We start from the raw sequence: 21037 nt of genomic DNA, 5'->3' as shown, positions 1-21037 counted from the left end.
CCGGCTAATCCGTCCTTGGATTAGGTCAAAAAAATCAAACAAAAATCTATAAGAGTTTCTAAATCAATTTTCAATGAATAGCTTATTTAAAATCTTTATTATTACATAATGTATTAAAAGCTTAAAAGAAAAATATTTTATTGGAATAARGTGGCTTAGCTTTACGCACATGCTTGGAACCCTATAATCGTAGACAATACATAAAAGTTGATTTATTAAGGCATAATCAAATATATAATAAGCCAATATTCAGTGCAAATAGCTTTGAATCTTTGACTTTTTATTTATTTTCATATGTCTAATAGAAAATTTATATAGAAAGAGGTAAGTTTATGACCACAGTTGATGTTTTAAGTGATATTAACTTAGTCAATAGTGTGCTTGATGGTAATACCAAAGATTTTGAGATTATTGTTGATAAGTATGGAAATATTGTTTTTCAGTTTATATATAGTATGTTAAAAGAGCAGCATCTTTCTGAGGATATAACTCAAGAGGTGTTTATAACAGTTTATAATAAATTATACTTATATGATAGTAAATACAAGTTTTCTACATGGATACTTAAAATCGCTAAAAATAAAACTATAGACTATATTAGGAAAAACAAATTAATAAAGGAACAAAGTATAGATTCTGTAAAGGAGTTAGAGTCTGTAAATATATCACCAGAAGAATTTATAGAATATAAAGAAACAAGAGAAATATTACTAGATTATATAAATAATTTAAAAGATATGGATAGACAAATTATTTACTTAAAATACAAATATAAAAAGACTTTTAGTGAAATTGGAAAAGAAATAGACATGCCAGAATCTACAGTGAAAAAAAGATTTTATAAAGCAAGAGAAAATTTTAAAAAATATAAAAGTGGAAAAGGAGTTGAGAGATATGAATTGTAATTTAGATAAAGAAAAAATTTCATTGTATATAAATGGTTTATTAGATGAAAAAGAAGAAATAATAGTAAAAAACCATATCTCAACTTGTGAAAAATGCAAAAAAATATATAAGGAAGAACTATTACTAGAGGAAGAATTTAAAAATATATGTTCTTTAGATGAAATAAATTTAGAAAGAATTAAAAACAATGTAATGGAATCCATAGATAAAAATAAATATACTAAAAAGAAGAAAGTATTTTTAAATAAAAATAAGATGTTAGCTTTGTCAGCGGCATGTTTATTTATTGTATTTATTGCATTAAAAAATATTAATGTTAACAGTTTTCAAGATAAAGATTTAAAAACAAAATCAGTTGAGCCAAGCAATTATTCAATTGAAAATAAAAATAAATTTTTCAAAAATATAAAAGTAAAAACATATGATGATGATATAAGATGGTTTTATAATAAAGAAAAAACTAAAGAGTTTGCATTGATTGAAGAATTTCAAGAAAGATACGTTTTATTAATTAGGGACTATAATTCAAATGATATAAATAAATTGGATTTATTAAAAAATGAGGATAGTAAAGTTATGATTAATGCTCAGTGGTATAATAATGAGGATTTATTGGTAACAACTGGAATAGATAAAAATAATATGATTTTAGGTAAAAAGGTTATTAAGTTAAATACCGATAATTTTAATGAAGAAGTTATTTATGAAGCAGATAATGCACTTATAGAAATAGAAGAAGTAAAAGTTAAAGAAAATCATATAGATATTACTATAAAAGAGTATTTAGATGAAAAAATGAAAAATTATTTAGAGAAAGTTGAAACTATAAAATTTTAAATTGGGGATTGAGAAATTAGGGTGGTGATTTATATGGAAAAAAGCAAAAGATATTATGCGAAAGCTATAAAAAATTATGATATGGGGAATCTGTCAAAGGCCATTGATTACTGTAATAAAAGTTTAAAGGAAGACAGAGGAAATTCCGCTTCATTGAATTTAAAAGGACTTATATATTATTTAAAGGGTGATTTGGAAAGTGGAAGAAATCAATGGAAAATAAATTTAAAAGCAAATAGTGATGAAATATCAAGAAAATATTTAAACGATAGTAGGAATGATAGAGAAAGACTTCAAAAATTTAGGGAAGGACAACGACTTTTAAAAGAAATTAAGGTAAAAGATGCACTGAATATATTTGAAGGATTAAAAGATTCACATTTTAACTTTATTAACTTATATAATAATATAGCTCTTTGCTATGTAAGATTAGGTGAATATGATACTGCTTATTATCATGTTAAACAGGTATTAAATTTTGACAATAACAATAAATTTTCTTATGAGATAATTAACTCACTACAAGAAATAGGTGCAATAAAACACAAAGATAGATTAAAGCAGAAAAAGATAATAGCTATATTAGCTACAGTAGGTATATTTTTACTTATTACAAGTGGAACATATTACTTTGCATTTATGGGCAATAGTAATATGGCATTAAAAGATGAAGCGGATAGTAAAAATCAAAAGGAAAAAATTGAAGAGAATGTTAAAAGTGAAAAGAATGATGTAGAAAATAAGAAAGATGAAAAAATAGATGAAAAAGTAGTAGAAGACAACAGTAAAGAAAAAGTTAAAGAGAAGAAAGTGTTTCCATTTAATGAGTTTAATACAGCCTTATCTAATAAAGATTATGAAGCAATTATAAAAGATTTAAATGAATTTAAGGTAGATGAACTTAATGTTAATGATAAGACATTATACATAAAAGGAATGGAACTAATTAATTCAGAAGCAGTTGAAAGTTACTATAAAAAAGCATTAGAATATATGAGCAAAAAAGATTATAAAAGTAGTATCAATACATTAAATAAAGTGTATAAATATAGTGATGGAATATATTTGAATGAACATATAATTTATATGATGGCTGTAAGTTATGAAAGTCAAAGTGACATAGCTAATGCGTTAAAATGGTATGAAGAATATAATAACAAATACAAAGAGGGCAGTTATATAGAAGGAGTAATTTATAAACTAGCTATTTTAAATAAAGATATAGATTTAGATAAGGCTAAACAATATGCTAGTGATATATCTTATAATTATTCAGAATCACAATATAACAATTCTAAAATAAAAGAAATAATCAACAAATAACAATAAAAAATTATATTTTAGGTTAAGTTAAAATCTTAAGTTATATACAAATTATTATATGGATATATTTAATTTGTTCTACGCTTAAGTTTTACAATATAATGTTGGAGGTATTTTTATGATAGAATTAAAGGAAGAAAATTTTAGTTCAGAAATAATGAATAGTGAAAAACCAATAGTGGTTGATTTTTGGGCAACTTGGTGTGGCCCATGTCAAAGATTAGCTCCAGTTATAGAACAACTTTCACATGAGATGCCCGATGCTGTATTTGCAAAGGTAAATGTAGAGGATAATTCTTCATTGGCAAGACAATTTAAAGTTATGAGCATACCAACTATAAAAATAATAAAAAATGGTGAAGTAGTAGATACATCTATAGGATATAAAGATAAAGATGATTTAAAAGCAATAATAGAAAAGCATATATAAGGCATAATTAAATAATAGGCAAGAATACTGGTCTATTATTTATTTGATTATGCCTAAAGTAAAAAAACCCAATTTCGAATTGGGTTTTTTATATTTTAATAGCAATATACTAATTACATTTCATTATAGTCAAATTCATTAGTGGTCGTAAAAACTTCTGTTGATTTACCATTAAATTTTATAAGGGTTTCTTCGTATAAATCATTATTAACAAATGAAATAGATCCAAAACTAGTTAAAAAGGATAAAATTAAAAATTTTAAAACTAAGTTTTTCATTATATAATCACCTCTTTAATATAAAAGTAGTTTTACCTTAATATAAAAAATAATACATAAATCTTTAAATATTATTATTTTCACCTATAAAACATCAGATTTATACTGGAAATAGGAATTTTTAAATTTGTCATAATAAGTTTGAAAACTATTTAAATAATCTTTTGAAGTTGAGTAAAGAGAATCAAAAAAATCATTAGAATATTCTTTATTATCTGAGTACATTTTCTCCATAGATAGTGCATATTTAAAACTTGCTAGATAATTATCATATTCATTTAAAGATGATATTAGTTTCTCATAAGAAATGGTTCCTTTGTTAGGTATTGATAGTTTTCTTAACTCTGAATTAAAACTTTCTAGAGATTTAATTTTATCATCAACTTTAGATATAGCTAGTTCATAGGTTATTTTATTATTCCTAGCATCCTTAGTAAGGGAATTTAAATCTTCCATAGATTTTTCAAAAGAAGATATTATTGTATCTAAAGATGAAACAAATAGAGCGGCTTGATCATTTTTTATATCTTTTTCTTTATCCTTAACATTATTTTCAAAACAGTAATTTATAGTGCTTTCTATTGCATAAAAAGTATCTTTCAATACATTATTATTGCCTAAGTTGGAATATATATTATTAGCAGTATTATGATACGTCCTTAGATTTTTTGAAGATACTTCAATATCACTAGCTTTGAAATTTTTTAGCATAGAATACATTTGGTCATAAATAAGTATATTATTATCTAGTGCATTTATTAAAGATTTTTGTTTTTCATCAGAAGATGATAAATTATTTTTTAGTTTAGATAAATTTGTTTTTATATTTGATATATTTTTTAGAGCTAGCTCACAGTCTAAGTCACCATTCTTACAAAAGGAATTACACTTATTATTTATAGCTTGTACATCTTCAAGAATAGCGGATATGGAATGTGAAGAAAAGGAAGTTGGTAATGACTTTTCTTTAAATATATTAAAGCTTAAACAAAATAAAGATATTGAACCCACTATAATTAATAAATAAATAAGAAGTTTATTTTTCTTGTCTGATATAATTATGTTCATTTAAAAATCCTCCTGTTATTATAAATAAGATTAAATTAAAAATTTATTTAAGAAAATTGTATTAAAAATTTTAAATTAGGTGCATTTTAAAGATAAAGCACTTAAAAGTTATTTCATTGCTAATAAACATATATTAATTTGTAACGTAAAATATTCATTAGATAATAATAAAATTTTAGCAGTGATAAAATTTATAATTTGTTAATAAATTTATTATAAGTAGTATTTTTTATAGAAAAATAAAGGGGCATCCTTGTTACTAAAGTGTTAATAGATTTTTAAAAAAATTATAGGGGGATATAATAAGAATTTATAAAAAATAAATTGGATAATGTATTATAAATAAAGGTAATAGTGTATAATTATATGTATATATAAATATTTATTTGTCAAATAAATATTTAGTTTTTTGATTATGTAATACAAGATTATTTCATATAATTTTAATAAAAGATAAAGGTAAAATAGAGAGGTGAGGCAGCAATGGAGGGTTTTAATTTATTTATGAATAGCCTAAAAGGATTTAGCATATCTTCGGCTATCGATGTTCTAGTTGTATCCATAATTTTTTATAAAGGGTATATTCTTATAAAGGAAACTAGGGCAGAACAACTTTTAAAAGGTGTGTTACTAATATTTTTATTAATCCCTATTAGTGAATTTTTCAATTTAACTATGTTAAGTTGGATATTAAGTAACACTATAACAATAGGAGTTATCACTATTGTTATTATATTCCAACCAGAAGTAAGAAAGGCATTAGAGCATTTAGGAAGAACGTCTTTTGTGGATAAAATAATATATGAAGACGAAGAAGTTATGAATAATGTTGTAAATGAAATAGTTGATGCTGTTGAAGCTCTTGCAAAGGATAAAATCGGAGCACTTATTTTAATTGAACAAAAAACAGGACTGGGAGACATAATAAAAACAGGGACAAAAATAGATGCTGTTGTATCCTCTGCATTACTACAAAATATATTTGTGGTAAATACACCATTACATGATGGTGCCACAGTAATAAAAAATGACAGAATAGAAGCAGCAGGATGCTTTTTACCGCTTACTAATAATGATAAACTTAACAAGCAATTAGGAACTAGACATAGGGCTGGTATAGGTGTTACAGAATTAACAGATTGTTTAACTATAATAGTATCAGAGGAAACAGGTGTTATTTCTTTAGCGGTTAATGGAAGGCTACTTAGACATTATGATGGAGAAAAGTTAAAAACTATTCTCGTTAAAATTATGAAAAGTAGGAATAAGAATAAGGAAACATTTAAAGAGAGGGTTAAAAGATGGATAAAGCGAAAAGACAAGACGTTTTAATTAGAGTTTGTTGTGTAATTGCCTCCTTTGTACTATGGTTATATATAAGAAATATACAAAATCCATTAACTAATCATGTAATAAGATATGTACCAGTAGAAATAACTAATATAGAAGTACTAGAGGAAAATAAATTAGTACTTTTGCCAAATCAAGAATTTAATATAAGTCTGACTGTAAAGGGTGCAGCTACATCTGTATATCAAATAAATAAAACAAAAGACTTTAAAATAGTTGCAGATTTGAGTAAATATGCTTTGAAAGCTGGAGAAAATACAATTCCAGTTGAAATAAAAGAAGCTCCAAACAATATAAGTATTGTAAACAGCGAAAATCTTTGGATTAAGATTCAAATAGATAACTTAGAAGAAAAAGAATTACCGATAACACCTAATATATTAGGTGATTTGCCAGCAGGTATACATGCTGGAGAAGCTACCGTAGAACCTAAAACTATTAATGTTTATGGTGCAAAACAATTTGTTGATAAAGTTACAGGTGTTGTTGCTAATGTAGATGCAGCATCAATAGAAAGTGATGTTAATAAGTCAGCAGAATTATATGCTGTGGATGCAAATGGAAATGTGGTAAAAGAAGTTACACTTTCAGAGACTAATGCAAATGTAAAAATACCCATAAGTAAAGGTAAGATAGTACCAGTAGAAGCAAAGGTTACTGGTGCTGTAAATAATGGGTCATTGCAAAGTGTAGAAGTAGAACCTAAAAATGTTGAAATATCTGGAGATGGTAATCAACTTGCAGATGTAGGGGTGATTTATACATCTCCAATAGATTTAAGTCAAATATCTGAAAGTACAACATTACAAGTAAAATTACAAATTCCTGATAATTTAAAACTATCAACAGATACAGTAAATGTTAAAATAAATGTTGTAGTAAATAAAACATTACAAAAGAATGTTAGTGTACCTATAAATTATACAAATCCACCAGAAAAATCTACAATAACATTAGGACAAGATACAGTGCAAATAGTTTTATCTGGAAGTGAAGCAGATATAAATAGTTTAGATGCAAGTAAAATAAGTGCCAATATAGATTTAACTGGACTTGCAGAAGGAGAACACACTTTGCCTATAAATATAGTAGGTATACCTGATAATCTAAGAAAGGTATCTCAAAGTTTAGAAAGTGTAAAAGTAACTATAAAGAAAAATTCGGAGGAAGATAAAGAAAATGTGGATAAAGGTGAATAATTTATCTTTAAGTATAGAGGAAGATATAAATACGTTAAAAACAAAAGCAGCCAAAAAACTAAAATTAAGTGAAAAAGATATAAAGAATTTTAGAATATGTAAAGAGTCTATTGATGCTAGAAAAAAAGATAATATAAAATTTAATTATGCAGTAGAGATTGCTTGTGATAATTTAGAAAAAGTAGCAAAAAAGGCTAATGATAAGGATGTAACAATAGAAAATGTTAAATATAATGCTGAAATAGAATTTGGGTCAGAAAAATTAAATACTAGACCAATTATTGTAGGTATGGGGCCAGCAGGACTTTTTGCTGGTCTTATTATGGCTCAAAAAGGATACAAGCCAATTATAATAGAACGTGGAGAAGATGTTGATGCTAGAACATTAGCTGTTAATAATTTTTGGGAAAACGGAAAGATTAATGTTCAGTCTAATGTTCAATTTGGAGAAGGTGGCGCAGGTACTTTTTCGGATGGAAAACTAACTACTAGAACAAAAGATTATAGGGGTGCATATGTTTTAGAGGAACTTGTTAAAGCTGGAGCTCCAGAGGAAATTTTATATATGGCAAAGCCTCATATAGGAACAGATATTTTAAAAAATGTAGTAAAAACAATACGTAAAGAAATAATAAAATTAGGTGGAGAAGTTAGGTTTAAATCTAAACTTGAGGATATTATTATTAAAGATAACAATGTTAAAGAAATAGTTGTGAATGGTGAAAAGATACCTTGTGAAGTATTAATTTTAGCAATAGGACATAGTGCAAGAGATACATATGAAATGTTATTTAAAAGAGGAATTTTTATGATGTCTAAGCCTTTTTCAATAGGATTTAGAGTTGAACATCCTCAAGATTTAATAAACGAAAATCAATATGGAAAATACAAAGATCATCCAAGATTAAAAGCTGCAGAGTATAAATTAACAAATACAGCTAAATCAACAGGTAGAGGAGTATATAGTTTTTGTATGTGTCCAGGTGGTCATGTAGTTGCAGCAGCATCAGAAGAAAATACAGTTGTGGTAAATGGTATGAGCAACTATAAAAGAGATAATGTGAATGCCAATTCAGCTATAGTTGTTTCTGTTGGACCAGATGATTTTGGAAGTGATTCTCCTATTGCAGGAATAGAATTTCAAAGAAAATATGAAAGATTAGCTTATGAAGTAGGTGGTAAAAACTATAATGCACCTGTACAGCTAGTTGAAGATTTTTTAAATGATAGAAAATCCACTAAATTAAAAGGAGTAACTCCAACATATGCTCCAGGCGTAGAATTTAGCGAACTTAAAAACTGTATACCTAAATATGTTGTAGATTCAATAAAAGAATCTATGCCAGTATTTAATAGAAGAATACGTGGATTTGCAGAAGGTGGAGCTATATTCACTGGAGTAGAAACTAGAACTTCATCACCAGTTAGAATAAGCAGAAATGAAGAAGATGTTAGTATATCAACAAAAGGTTTATACCCTGCAGGAGAAGGTGCAGGATATGCAGGTGGAATTATATCTGCAGCAATAGATGGACTAAAAGTTGCAGAAAATGTAATTAAAAAATATAATATACCTAATTATTAGATTATTTTTATTGATATTTATGTAACTAATTTGTTAAAATATTATTAGGGGAAAATTAAACAAGGTAAAAAAGTGTATTATAATCCAACTAGATACGTATTCTAGTTGGATTTAGATATATAAAATTGCATTAAAATTTAAATATATAAATATAAAAGTTTAATATATAATAAAAAAATGCGATTAAGATTCAGAAATTTTTATATAGTTAAATTAATTTTAATATTTAGATTAGTTTGTTTTAATATTAACATACTAAATTAATTTAATGTAAAAATTTCAAATAAATTGGGGGTATTAATTATGGCAAAAAAATCTTATGTTTTAGTTATCAATCCAGGTTCTACATCAACAAAATTAGCTATATTTAAAGAAAATGATTGCATAGTATCAACGAGTTTAAGTCATGATATTAAGGAAATTAACAAATTTGAAACAATATATGCCCAAAAGGACATGAGAGTAAAGGTTATACTTCAATGGTTAGATGAAAAAGGGGTAAAGTTAAACGAATTAGCAGCTGTTGTTGGAAGGGGTGGCCTTCTAAGATCAATGCCAGGTGGAACATATGAAGTTTCGGCAAAAATGATTGAAGATTTAAAAATAGGAATACAGGGACAACATGCATCTAATTTAGGTGGAATAATATCAAATGAAATAGCAAAAAAAGTAAATATAAAAGCTTATATAGTAGATCCAGTTGCAGTAGATGAAATATGTGATGAGGCTAGAATATCAGGCATGCCAGAAATACCAAGACGCTCTTTAGTACATGCTTTAAACATGAAAGCAGTTGCGAGAAGAGTTTGTGCCGATAAAGGTTTAGATTTTTATAAGTCAAACTTTGTTATTGCTCATTTAGGTGGAGGAATATCTATTTCACCATTTAAAGATGGAAAGTTACTTGATTGTAATAATGCTAATCATGAAGGTCCATTTTCACCAGAAAGAAGTGGATCATTACCAGTACGTGACACTGTAGAAATGGCCTTTAGTGGTAAATACACTCATAAAGAATTAGCAAAACTAATAAGTGGACAAGGTGGGCTTGTTGCGTATCTTGGAACTAATGATGGAAGAATTGTAGATTCAATGATAGACAAAGGGGATAAAAAAGCGGAACTTATTTTAAAGGCTATGGCATATCAAATAGCAAAGGAAATAGGTGCAATGTCAACTGTGATTAAAGGAAAAGTGGATAATATAATAATTACAGGTGGACTAGCTCATAATAAAAGACTTATGGATTGGATTAAAGAACAAGTTGAATTTATAGCAGACATAGTTTTAGTACCAGGGGAAGATGAAATGCTTGCACTTGCACAAGGAGCATTAAGAATTTTAAATGGTGAAGAAAAGAGCAAAATATATGAACAAGAGATTTTGACTTTAAAATAATATAAATTTGTAATATTGATAAATAAAATAGTATAAATCACAATTTAAAAATTTTTATAGTTTTATTTATCTTTATATATATAAAATCATGGGGAGGATAAATAAATGGCAAATTCATTTAAACAAATTATTGAAAAAGTTAAAGCACAACCGATGAAAAAGGTAGCAGTAGCTGTGGCTCAAGATGAGCCAGTTTTAGAGGCTATAAGGGATGCTAAAAATAATAAAATAGCAGACGCAGTTTTGGTGGGAGACAAAGAAAAAATAATTTCAATTGGTGAAAAAATTGGAATGGATATGAATGAATTTGAAATAGTAGATGAAAAAAATGCAAAAAAAGCAGCATTAAAAGCAGTTGAACTAGTTTCAAGTGGAAAAGCTGACATGATGATGAAAGGATTAATTGATACAGCATCATTTTTAAGAGCTGTATTAAACAAGGAAGTGGGATTAAGAGCAGGAAAACAAATGTCTCATATAGCTGTTTTTGAAATACCTGGATATGACAGGATGATATTCTTAACAGATGCAGCATTTAATATGTATCCTGAACTAAAAGAAAAAGTAGACATTATAAATAATGCAGTTAAGGTTGCAAAAGCAATTGGTATAGAAACACCAAAAGTAGCACCAATATGTGCAGTAGAAGTTGTAAATGAGGCAATGCCAGCAACTTTAGATGCAGCAGCTTTAACAGCTATGAACAATAGGGGACAAATTAAAGGTTGTATAGTTGATGGACCATTAGCGTTAGATAATGCTTTATCAGAAGAAGCAGCAAAACATAAAGGTGTTTCAGGACCAGTTGCAGGTCATGCAGATATACTTTTAATGGCAAATATAGAAGCAGGTAATGCAATGTATAAATGTTTAACATACACAACTGAATCTAAAAATGGAGGATTATTAGCAGGGGCAGCTGCACCGGTTATAGTTACTTCAAGAGCAGATTCACCAGAGACAAAAATGAATTCAATAGCACTAGCAGCGTTAGTTGCTCACAATAAATAGGGTTTAATCACGTTACAATTTTAGGAGGGAAAAAAGTTATGGCATTTAAGTTACTTATAATTAATCCAGGTTCAACTTCAACAAAAATAGGGGTTTATGAAGATACAAAACCTGTATTAGTAGAGACATTAAGACACACTTCAGAGGAAATAGGAAAATATAAAAATATATATGATCAGTTTAATTTTAGAAAAGAAGTTATTCTAAATGTATTAAAAGATAAAAAATTTGATATTAAAGAATTAAACGCAGTAGTTGGTAGAGGTGGACTTTTAAAACCAATAGAAGGTGGAACTTATGAAATAAATGATTCCATGATAGAAGATTTAAAAGTTGGAGTTCAAGGACAACACGCATCTAACTTAGGTGGAATTATTGCGCGTGAAATTGCAAATGACTTAAACATAAGATCATTCATAATTGATCCAGTTGTTGTTGATGAATTATCTGATGTTGCAAGAATATCAGGAATTCCAGAAATAGAAAGAAAAAGTATATTTCATGCACTAAATCAAAAGGCAGTAGCAAGAAGATTTGCTAAAGAAACTGGCAAAAATTATGAAGATCTAAATTTAATAATTGCACATATGGGTGGTGGAGTTTCTGTTGGAGCACACAACCATGGAAGAGTTATCGATGTAAATAATGCATTACATGGAGATGGACCATTTTCACCAGAAAGAAGTGGTGGAGTGCCAATAGGAGATTTAGTAAACATGTGTTTTAGTGGTAAATACACTAAAGATGAAATAAATAAGAAAATAACAGGTAAAGGTGGAATAGTAGCATATTTAAATACTAATGATGCTAAAAAAGTAGATGATGATGCTGCTGCTGGAGATGAAAAATCTAAATTAATATTTGATGCTATGGGATATCAAACAGCTAAAGAAATAGGCGTATGTGCTGCAGTATTAAAAGGAAAAGTTGATGCTATTATACTTACAGGTGGTATAGCTTATTCAAAAGCTATGGTAAGTTATATTAAAGAGAGAGTAGAATTTATTTCTCAAGTAGTTGTTTACCCAGGAGAAGATGAATTATTAGCATTAGCAGAAGGTGGATTAAGAGTATTAAATGGCGAAGAAACAGCTAAGGAATATAAATAAGCTAAATAATTTTTAGATAGTTAGTATCTAAAGAGAAAAGGTGATAATATGAGTAGAATTAGGGTTTTTACAGGTCATTTTGGTAGTGGAAAAACTGAAATAGCAATAAATTATGCAATTGATTTGGCGAAAAAAGGTGAAAAAGTTGCTATAGTTGATTTAGATATTGTAAATCCTTATTTCTGTGTAAGAGACTTAAAAAAGGATTTAGAAGAAAATTATAACATAAGAGTAATATCATCTAATCCTGAGTATGTGAATGCTGAGCTAATGGTTGTTCCAGCTGAAGTTATGGCTGTTTTTAATGATAAAAGTTATGAGGTTGTTTTTGATGTTGGTGGAGATGATGCAGGAGCTGTAGGACTTGGCCAATATAATAAGTTTTTTAAAGAAGAACCGTATGATATGTACTTTGTCATAAATAATAACAGACCACTTACATGTGATGATAAAGGTGTTAAAGAATATATAGATGCTATACAAAAGGCATCAAGGTTACAAGTTACACATTTAGTGTCTAATACAAACTTATCTTATGAAACAACTAAAGAGCATATTTTAAAAGGTGATAAGTATGTTGCGAATTTATCAAAGGAAATTAACATACCTCATCAATTTACAGTTTGCACAACTGATATGGTTGATGAAGTGAAAGATAGCGTTAGCGCTGAAGTATTTCCTATAAAAATATACATGCTACCACCTTGGAGAAAATAACAGAAAAGTAAAATCATATTTCCTATAATAAGTTAAATATTATAGGAAATATGATTAATTTTTTATATAAGTAATTATATAAAGCTGATTTGCATAAAGTTAATATAGACCTAGTCAACTAAAAGTTCTATAGTATTTTTACGTGGTTTACAATAAAAATATAATGAAAGTTCTAAATACAAAAAAATTATAAAATAGAATTTAACGAATTGTTAGAATATTATTAATAAACTGAATTGACAACGTATTCAAAATAGAGTTACAATAAAAGTACAAGCATGATTTGGAATTAAGTGTTATTTGAAGATTTAAAAATATGGGTAGCTTAGATATATAAAATTATCTTTGTATATATATTTTATATTGAAGTTGCAACATTATAAGGAGGGAAAGTTATGGCAAAGGTTAGCTTCAGAGAAGAAAGATGCAAAGGTTGTGGAAATTGCATCGTGGTATGTCCTAAAAATATAATAAGTTTTTCTCAAGGGTTAAATGTAAAAGGATATCATCCAGCAACAGTAATAGAAGAAAAACAAGCTGAATGCATAGGGTGTGCATCATGTGCAAAAATGTGTCCAGATCTTGTAATTACAGTTGAAAAATAAGGAGGGTTATTTCATGGCAGATAAAATTTTAATGAAGGGTAATGAAGCTATTGGCGAAGCTGCTATAAAAGCAGGTTGTAAGTGCTTCTTTGGATACCCAATAACACCACAAACTGAAATATCAGCATATCTTTCAAGAAAGATGCCAAAAATAGGAAGAGTATTCCTTCAAGCTGAGAGTGAAATTGCAGCTGTTAACATGGTTTATGGAGCAGCAGGAACTGGAGTTAGATGTATGACATCTTCAAGTTCTCCAGGAATAAGCTTAAAAGCAGAAGGAATTTCATATATAGCAGGAGCTGAATTACCATGTGTAATTATAAACATAGTAAGAGGAGGCCCTGGACTTGGTAGTATACAACCAGCACAATCAGATTATTTCCAAGCTACCAAAGGTGGCGGACATGGAGATTTTAACATGCCAGTATTTGCACCAGCTTCTATACAAGAAATGGTTGATATGGTACAAGAAGCATTTGATGTTGCAGAAATGTATAGAACTCCTGTAATGATAATGGGAGATGGAATGATTGGTCAAATGATGGAGCCAGTTCAATTTAAAGAAAGAGAAGAAAAACAATTACCTGAAAAAACTTGGGCTGCTAATGGATTGCATGGAAGAAAAAAACACAATGTAATAAATTCTCTGTACTTAAAAGCAGAAGTATTAGAAGAACATAATAAGCATTTACAAGAAAAATATAAAACTATAAAAGAAAATGAAGTTAAATATGAATTATTTAACTGTGATAGAGAAAATGATTTAGTGTTAGTTGCTTATGGAACAACATCAAGAATTTGTAAAAATGTTGTTAAAATGGCTGAAAAAGAAGGTATAAAATTAGGTTTAATTAGACCTATAACATTATGGCCATTCCCAACAGAAGCCTTTGATAAAACTGTAAATTCAACAAAACATGGATATTTATCAGTTGAGTTAAGTTGTGGACAAATGGTTGAAGATGTTAGATTAGCAGTTGAAGGCAAGAAACCAGTAAATTTCTTTGGCAGAAGTGGTGGAATGGTTCCAACACCAGAAGAAATACTTTCAAAAGTTAAAGAACTAGTAGGAGGTGCTAAATAATGGCTATAGTATTTGAACCAACAAAAGCATTATTAGATGTTCCTACTCACTATTGTCCAGGATGTACTCATGGAGTTATTCATAGATTAGTAGGAGAAGTTTTAGATGAATTAAATGTTATAGATAAAACAATAGGAGTTGCTCCTGTTGGATGTTCTGTTTTAGCTTATGATTATTTTGCATGTGATATGTTTGAGGCAGCTCACGGTAGAGCACCTGCTGTAGCAACAGGAATAAAAAGATCTAATCCAGATGCTGTAGTATTCACATATCAAGGTGATGGAGATTTAGCAGCTATAGGTACAGCTGAGATAGTTCATGCTGCAACAAGAGGCGAAAATATAGTAACTATATTTGTAAATAACTGTATATATGGTATGACTGGTGGCCAAATGGCACCAACTACATTACCAGGACAAGTTACAGAAACATCTCCTTATGGAAGAGATGTAAACATTCAAGGACATCCTATAAGAGTATCAGAGATGATAGCAACTTTAGATGGAGCTTGTTATGTAGAAAGAGTTTCTGTTGATAGTGTTCCAAATGTTAATAAAGCTAAAAAAGCTATAAAAAAAGCATTTGAAAATGCTATAGCAGGAAAAGGATTTTCACTAGTAGAAGTATTATCAATTTGCCCAACTAACTGGGGTTTATCTCCTAATGAATCTATGGAGTGGTTAAGAAACAATATGATGCCACACTATACTTTAGGAGTAAAAAAAGATAATACAGAGGAGGTGAAATAATATGGCATCACAAGATATAATTTTTGCAGGTTTTGGTGGACAAGGAATACTTTCAATGGGTAAGTTTTTAGCTTATGCAGGTATGGATGCAGATAAAAATGTTTCATGGTTGCCATCATATGGACCAGAAATGAGAGGGGGAACTGCAAACTGTTCAGTAATAGTTACTGATGATGAAGTAGGATCACCAGTAGTTACTAATCCGTCTACAGTAGTAGTAATGAATAGACCTTCTTTAGACAAATTTGAGAATGATTTAGTAAAAGGTGGACTATTAATAATAGATAGTGATTTAGTAGATAGAGAGCCAGAAAGAAGCGATATTGAAATATTAAGAATACCAGCACAAACAGAAGCAACTAAATTAGGAAGTAGTAAAATAGCAAACATGATACTTTTAGGTGCATTAGTTGCAAAAACTAAAATAGTTACAATGGATGAACTGTTAGCTGCATTAAAATCTCACGGAAAAGAGAAGTTCTTTGAGGTTAATAAAAAGGCCTTAGAACTAGGCGCAAATTATGTTAAATAATTAAGCGAAATAGTTGAAGTTAATAAGTATATAAATAAAAGGGACTATCTAAACATAGAATTTTAATTCTATGTTTAGATAGTCTTTTGTTTTAAGTAGTTAAAAAGAGGAAGCCTTATTGTTGGTTTCCTTCACGTAGTCTTTAAAATTACATTTAGGACAAGAAATTATTTTATATTTAAAACGTTTTGTTGATAGAGTAAAGGATTTAAAATTGTATGCAGTGATGTGACCACAATTAGGGCAAATAAAGAAAAACTTCTTAAGTATTACTTTTATAGCTATACCAATAAATAAAAAACATGTTAAAGAGAATAATATTGGTAAGATATATTTAACAAATAAAGTCATATAAAAACTCCTTATATATATATTTATAAATAATTTATTAGAGAAAATAAACTATTTCAGATGTCTTTTGTGTATAGCCATCTATATATTTTATTAAAAGAGGAAAATGGCTATAACTAAAAATAGTAGAATTTATTATAATTTTTAACCAAAGTTAAGTTTTTTATAATGAAATAAGCAAAAATCCTTATTTATAGATATAGTTATTTATTTAACAATAAAAAAAGAAGATTAGCGTAACAATGTTACGCTAATTAGTGTATAATAAGGGTAGTGATAAATAGAAGAAAAGTTATTAACAAAAACTGTTGATAACTTTGTTGAAAAGGTGGGAATAAATTGTGGATAATAAAAATATAATAAGCGATTTAATTATATCTGGAAGTTGTACTGCTAGTGGAGGAAGGTATAATAAAGTTATTTCAAATGGTTCAGGAAAGATAAATGGAGATATATATTGTGATGAATTTAAAATCAGTGGTTCTACTGTGGTTAATGGCTCTGTTGAAAGTAATGGACAATTAAAAATGAGCGGTAGTGGAAAAATAAAAGGCAATGCTAAGTGTGATACTTTAAAGACTAGTGGCAGTTCTAAATTTATTGGTAATGTAAGCTGTAATGAAGGGTCTGTTAGTGGAAGTTGTAATATTGAAGGTGAAATAAAGGCAAATATTTTTGAAATAAGTGGGGGATGTACTGTTTTAAAAGATGCATCAATTGAAAATTTAAGAGCTTCAGGTGGATGTAATTTTCATGAAAATGTTACTAGTAAAGAAATAATAGTAAATGGAGGAATTAAAGTTTCAAAGAATGTAGAAAGTGAAATTTTTAAAGCTTCAGGATCCTTTGAAATAGGACAAATGTTAAATGCAGATGAGGTTTTTATTAAACTTGGTGGTTTTTGTAGAGTTAAGGAAATAGGTTGTAGTAAAATAGAAGTTAATAAAAGTTTTGGTAAATCTATAATAAGAGATTTTATTAGCATTTTTTCAAAGAGTTTAGATATGGAATTAGAAGTTGAAACTATAGAAGCTGATTATATTTATCTAGAAAATACAAAGGCCAAAGTGGTTAGAGGCGAAAATGTAATAATAGGTAAAAATTGTGAAATAGATTTAATAGAATATAAGAATGAGTATAAATGCGAGGAAGAAAGTGTTGTTAATAAAGTAGAAAAAATTAATTGCTAAAGATGATTTAGTAGGTGGTTTCTGTATGATTTTATAATGATTTATCAATAATAAGACAAGGAGTTTTATAGAAAATCAAATGATTAAGGGGTAGGTATGTTATGGCGCTAGATTTTAAAAAATTGGAAAATTTAAAAATACAAAACACAACTAATATTAAAGGCGGAAATTTTAATAAAGTTACAATAACTGGAAATGCGTGTTTTGAAGGGGATATCTCATGCAAAAATTTTTTATCTAAAGGTAGCTGCAATGTTAAGGGCAATATAGAAGGAAAAAACATAGTTATAAGTGGAAAGGCTTCTATAGATGGTAATATAAAAGGCAAAACTGCAAAATTGCAAGGTATTATAGCTACTAAGGGGAATGTAGATGTAGAAGATTTAATTATAGGGGGAAAGGTTTCTATAGAAAAGGATTTAAACTGTAAAATTTTCAATCTTCCCGGAGTAGGTAGTATAGAAGGCAACATAAATTCTGAGTGTGTTTATATTGCAGGTGCTAGTCATGTGAAAAAAGATATAAATACAGATATATTTGTTTTAAGTGGAGGAATAGTACACCAAGGAGTGTTAAATGCGCAAGATGTGAGTATAACACTAGGAAGTAAATCGAAGATGAACAATATTAAGTGTGAAAAAATAAATATAAAAAAGCCAGAAAATACTTCTAAACTACTTTCACGATTACTTAAAAAGTTAGTGAAAAATGAAGTTTCTATTGAATGTAAGAAAATTGAAGGTAAGAAAATATATTTGGAAAATACTAAAGCTGATTTAGTTAGAGGAAAAGTTGTGGTTATAGGTGAAGGGTGCAATATTAAAAAGGTTGAATATGAGGAAGAATTTAAAGTTATTCAAAATGGAAAAGTAGTGAACAACATAAAAATATAATTAATTTTAAATAAAACTGATGTAGTACACATCAGTTTTATTTAAATATGTCTTATTGTGTATAGAAAAAATTTATATTATAATGTAGTTTGTGTATTTATGTATATTTTAAATAGGAAATTTACAATATATGCATAAGGTTTATTTAGTCATCTTTAAAGAATGAATGCTCTTTAGGTGGCTTTTTATAACATTAGGGATAAAATAAATTTAATATTTTTATGTGGCATTTTTTATATAATATATTTTAAGGTAAGGGTGAAGTATATTAACATATCTAATGCATTGTTTTTATTTCTTACATAAATAATTGATAAAAAGTGTCTAATAATAAGAATAATGTATAGAATTTATGAGAATGTAATTTATTTGTCATTAAAATATTAGCATATTAGGTTAAATTAGTATTGTTATACTATATAAGAGGAAAGAGGTTGTCAAATGAGTAGAATGTTTGGTACTGATGGAGTTAGAGGAATAGCTAATAGTGAATTAACAGTTGAACTTGCATATAATTTAGGAAAAGCTGGAGCGTGTGTTTTAACTGATACAATGCACAAACCTAAAATATTAGTTGGAATGGATACTAGAATATCAAAAGATATGTTAGAGAGTGCATTAGTTTCTGGAATACTTTCAGTAGGAGCAGAAGCTATATGTGTTGGTGTAATTCCTACTCCTGCTATTGCATATTTAACTAAAAAATATGGTGCAGACGCAGGTGTTGTTATATCTGCATCTCATAATCCTGTTGAATACAATGGCATAAAATTCTTTAACAAAGAAGGATTCAAACTAAGTGATGAATTAGAAGATGAAATACAAAAATTAATAGAAGATAAATTTTCAGGAGTACCTGTTGTAACTGGTGAAAATGTAGGAAAGAAAATAGTTGTAGATAGCGCAGTAGATGATTATGTTAAATTTGCAGTATCTACAGTTAATGGCGATTTAAAAGGAATGAAAATTGCTATAGATTGTGCTAATGGTGCATCTTATAAAACATCAGAATTAGCTCTTAAAAAATTAGGAGCAGAGGTTTTTGCTATTAATAATACTCCTGATGGATGTAATATTAATAAAGATTGTGGTTCAACACATCCAGAGCAATTAATGAAACATGTAGTTGAAAATAAATGTGATTTAGGATTAGCATTTGATGGGGATGCTGATAGATGCTTAGCTATAGATGAAAATGGTAAATTGATAAATGGTGACTTCATGATGGTTATAGCAGCTAAACACTTAAAGGCACAAGGAAAATTAAATAAAGATACAGTTGTTGTAACTGTTATGAGTAACTTAGGCTTAGATATAGCCTTAAAAGAAGAAAATATAAAAACTATCAAAACTAAAGTTGGAGATAGATATGTTTTAGAAGAAATGAAAAAAGGTGGATATAGTATAGGTGGAGAACAATCTGGTCATGTTATATTCTTAGATTATAATACAACTGGAGATGGTCTAGTTTCAGGAATACAATTAGCAGCTACAGTTAAAGAAAGTGGAAAAACTTTAAGTAATCTTGCATCAGTGATGACAGAACTTCCACAAGTTTTAGTAAATGCTAGAATTCCAAATGATAAGAAAAATATCCACAATGAAGATGAAGAAATAAAAAATGAAATAGCTAAAATGGAGAAAAAACTAGAAGGTGAAGGAAGAGTATTAATAAGACCTTCTGGAACAGAACCATTAGTAAGAGTAATGCTTGAAGGTAAAAACCAACAAGAATTAGATGAAATGGCACATGCTTTAGCTAAGTTAATAGAAGAAAAAGCAAACTAAATTATATAAAGACAGTATAAAACTACCTTTAAAATGGATGTGAATTTGTTTTAAAAGTAGTTTTTTTATAAATATTTAAAGGGAATTTCTTTTATTTTAAAACTTAGTTTAAAATTTCAGTGATATATTTATAAAATCATATAATGTAAGCTTAATTCTGTTAAAAGAATAATAATACATAATAAATGTTTAATAATATAGAACAAAGAGAAGAATAAAAATAAATTGTATATCATAAATAAAAATATTTTAAAATTATTATTATTCTAATATTTAAAAAAACATTTTTGAAAATTTTCATGGAAAAAAAATCCATTGACCATTGATATACCGTTGAATATAATAAATTGAGGTTTAATTAATATTAAACTATAAATTCAAAAGCGCCAGGACTTGGAAAAATTAATTTTGTTAATAGGTGGATATGCTAGGCTGTGTTTACATTAGAGTTAAAATAGCAACATTCATTTATGAGAAATTTTTAAATTTTCAAGTTGACGAGGATGGGGAGTATCGAATCTTCGGCGGGTGCCCCACGGTATCGCACTACCGTTAAAGATTGATAAAAGCAAAAAGCGATTTTTGTCACAATATCAATCAGGTGTTAAAACCTTTCAAATGTAGGGAATGTAGG

20 protein-coding genes are annotated in these 21037 nt (G+C 27.9%); 18 read left to right on the top strand and 2 right to left on the bottom strand.

The window, feature by feature from the left end; genetic code table 11:
- The first annotated feature begins 332 nt into the window (after positions 1-332).
- From ACYUE0_RS04730 to trxA, 4 genes are all read left to right on the top strand, one after another.
- On the top strand, positions 333-905 hold the full coding sequence (locus ACYUE0_RS04730) for an RNA polymerase sigma factor (protein WP_061995355.1): 573 nt from the start codon (positions 333-335) through the stop codon (positions 903-905).
- Complete coding sequence (locus tag ACYUE0_RS04725) at positions 895-1743, top strand: anti-sigma factor family protein (RefSeq protein WP_460269677.1); 849 nt, start codon at positions 895-897, stop codon at positions 1741-1743. Before ACYUE0_RS04730 ends, ACYUE0_RS04725 begins: the two co-directional genes overlap by 11 nt.
- 33 nt (positions 1744-1776) lie before the next feature.
- On the top strand, positions 1777-3066 hold the full coding sequence (locus tag ACYUE0_RS04720) for a hypothetical protein (RefSeq protein ID WP_460269676.1): 1290 nt from the start codon (positions 1777-1779) through the stop codon (positions 3064-3066).
- A gap of 118 nt (positions 3067-3184) precedes the next feature.
- Positions 3185-3496, top strand: a complete 312-nt coding sequence (gene trxA / locus ACYUE0_RS04715) for a thioredoxin (RefSeq protein WP_061995352.1) — start codon at positions 3185-3187, stop codon at positions 3494-3496.
- A 113-nt stretch (positions 3497-3609) separates the two neighbouring features.
- Here the strand turns inward: trxA and ACYUE0_RS04710 are convergent, their stop codons facing one another.
- Positions 3610-3774: a hypothetical protein gene (locus ACYUE0_RS04710; RefSeq protein WP_157450868.1), complete on the bottom strand. Its 165-nt coding sequence runs from the start codon at positions 3772-3774 to the stop codon at positions 3610-3612.
- Positions 3775-3858: 84 nt separating this feature from the next.
- A complete protein-coding gene (locus tag ACYUE0_RS04705; protein ID WP_460269675.1) occupies positions 3859-4842 on the bottom strand; it encodes a hypothetical protein in 984 nt (327 codons plus the stop codon).
- 483 nt (positions 4843-5325) lie between these two features.
- Here ACYUE0_RS04705 and cdaA point away from each other — a divergent pair, with 483 nt between their 5' ends.
- The 14 genes from cdaA (at position 5326) to glmM (ending at position 20403) form a co-directional block, all read left to right on the top strand.
- Positions 5326-6174, top strand: a complete 849-nt coding sequence (gene cdaA / locus ACYUE0_RS04700; protein ID WP_061995350.1) for a diadenylate cyclase CdaA — start codon at positions 5326-5328, stop codon at positions 6172-6174.
- A complete protein-coding gene (locus tag ACYUE0_RS04695; RefSeq protein WP_061995349.1) occupies positions 6144-7391 on the top strand; it encodes a CdaR family protein in 1248 nt (415 codons plus the stop codon). The genes cdaA and ACYUE0_RS04695 overlap by 31 nt, the downstream gene beginning before the upstream one ends.
- Positions 7372-8976, top strand: a complete 1605-nt coding sequence (locus tag ACYUE0_RS04690; protein ID WP_460269674.1) for an NAD(P)/FAD-dependent oxidoreductase — start codon at positions 7372-7374, stop codon at positions 8974-8976. The genes ACYUE0_RS04695 and ACYUE0_RS04690 overlap by 20 nt, the downstream gene beginning before the upstream one ends.
- A 303-nt stretch (positions 8977-9279) precedes the next feature.
- Complete coding sequence (gene buk / locus ACYUE0_RS04685) at positions 9280-10374, top strand: butyrate kinase (protein ID WP_010295065.1); 1095 nt, start codon at positions 9280-9282, stop codon at positions 10372-10374.
- 105 nt (positions 10375-10479) lie between these two features.
- Positions 10480-11385 (top strand): phosphate butyryltransferase, encoded by a 906-nt coding sequence (gene ptb / locus ACYUE0_RS04680; protein WP_010295062.1) that lies wholly within the window; start codon positions 10480-10482, stop codon positions 11383-11385.
- 38 nt (positions 11386-11423) lie between these two features.
- Positions 11424-12494 (top strand): butyrate kinase, encoded by a 1071-nt coding sequence (gene buk, locus ACYUE0_RS04675; protein WP_199870433.1) that lies wholly within the window; start codon positions 11424-11426, stop codon positions 12492-12494.
- A gap of 48 nt (positions 12495-12542) precedes the next feature.
- Positions 12543-13211, top strand: a complete 669-nt coding sequence (locus ACYUE0_RS04670; RefSeq protein WP_061995345.1) for a nucleotide-binding protein — start codon at positions 12543-12545, stop codon at positions 13209-13211.
- A gap of 395 nt (positions 13212-13606) precedes the next feature.
- Entirely contained in the window at positions 13607-13816 is a 210-nt protein-coding gene (locus tag ACYUE0_RS04665) for a 4Fe-4S binding protein (RefSeq protein WP_010295052.1), read from the top strand.
- A 13-nt stretch (positions 13817-13829) separates the two neighbouring features.
- Entirely contained in the window at positions 13830-14900 is a 1071-nt protein-coding gene (locus ACYUE0_RS04660) for a 3-methyl-2-oxobutanoate dehydrogenase subunit VorB (RefSeq protein ID WP_199870434.1), read from the top strand.
- Complete coding sequence (locus tag ACYUE0_RS04655) at positions 14900-15649, top strand: thiamine pyrophosphate-dependent enzyme (RefSeq protein WP_010295049.1); 750 nt, start codon at positions 14900-14902, stop codon at positions 15647-15649. Before ACYUE0_RS04660 ends, ACYUE0_RS04655 begins: the two co-directional genes overlap by 1 nt.
- A 1-nt stretch (position 15650) precedes the next feature.
- Complete coding sequence (locus ACYUE0_RS04650) at positions 15651-16181, top strand: 2-oxoacid:acceptor oxidoreductase family protein (RefSeq protein WP_061995343.1); 531 nt, start codon at positions 15651-15653, stop codon at positions 16179-16181.
- Positions 16182-16873: 692 nt separating this feature from the next.
- Entirely contained in the window at positions 16874-17722 is an 849-nt protein-coding gene (locus ACYUE0_RS04645; RefSeq protein ID WP_460269673.1) for a polymer-forming cytoskeletal protein, read from the top strand.
- 101 nt (positions 17723-17823) lie between these two features.
- Positions 17824-18615: a bactofilin family protein gene (locus tag ACYUE0_RS04640; RefSeq protein ID WP_460269672.1), complete on the top strand. Its 792-nt coding sequence runs from the start codon at positions 17824-17826 to the stop codon at positions 18613-18615.
- A 441-nt stretch (positions 18616-19056) separates the two neighbouring features.
- Complete coding sequence (glmM, locus tag ACYUE0_RS04635; protein ID WP_460269671.1) at positions 19057-20403, top strand: phosphoglucosamine mutase; 1347 nt, start codon at positions 19057-19059, stop codon at positions 20401-20403.
- Positions 20404-21037: the final 634 nt, after the last annotated feature.

The organism is Clostridium sp. CTA-19 (assembly GCF_054767855.1).
This window is presented reverse-complemented; position numbering and strand designations above follow the sequence as displayed.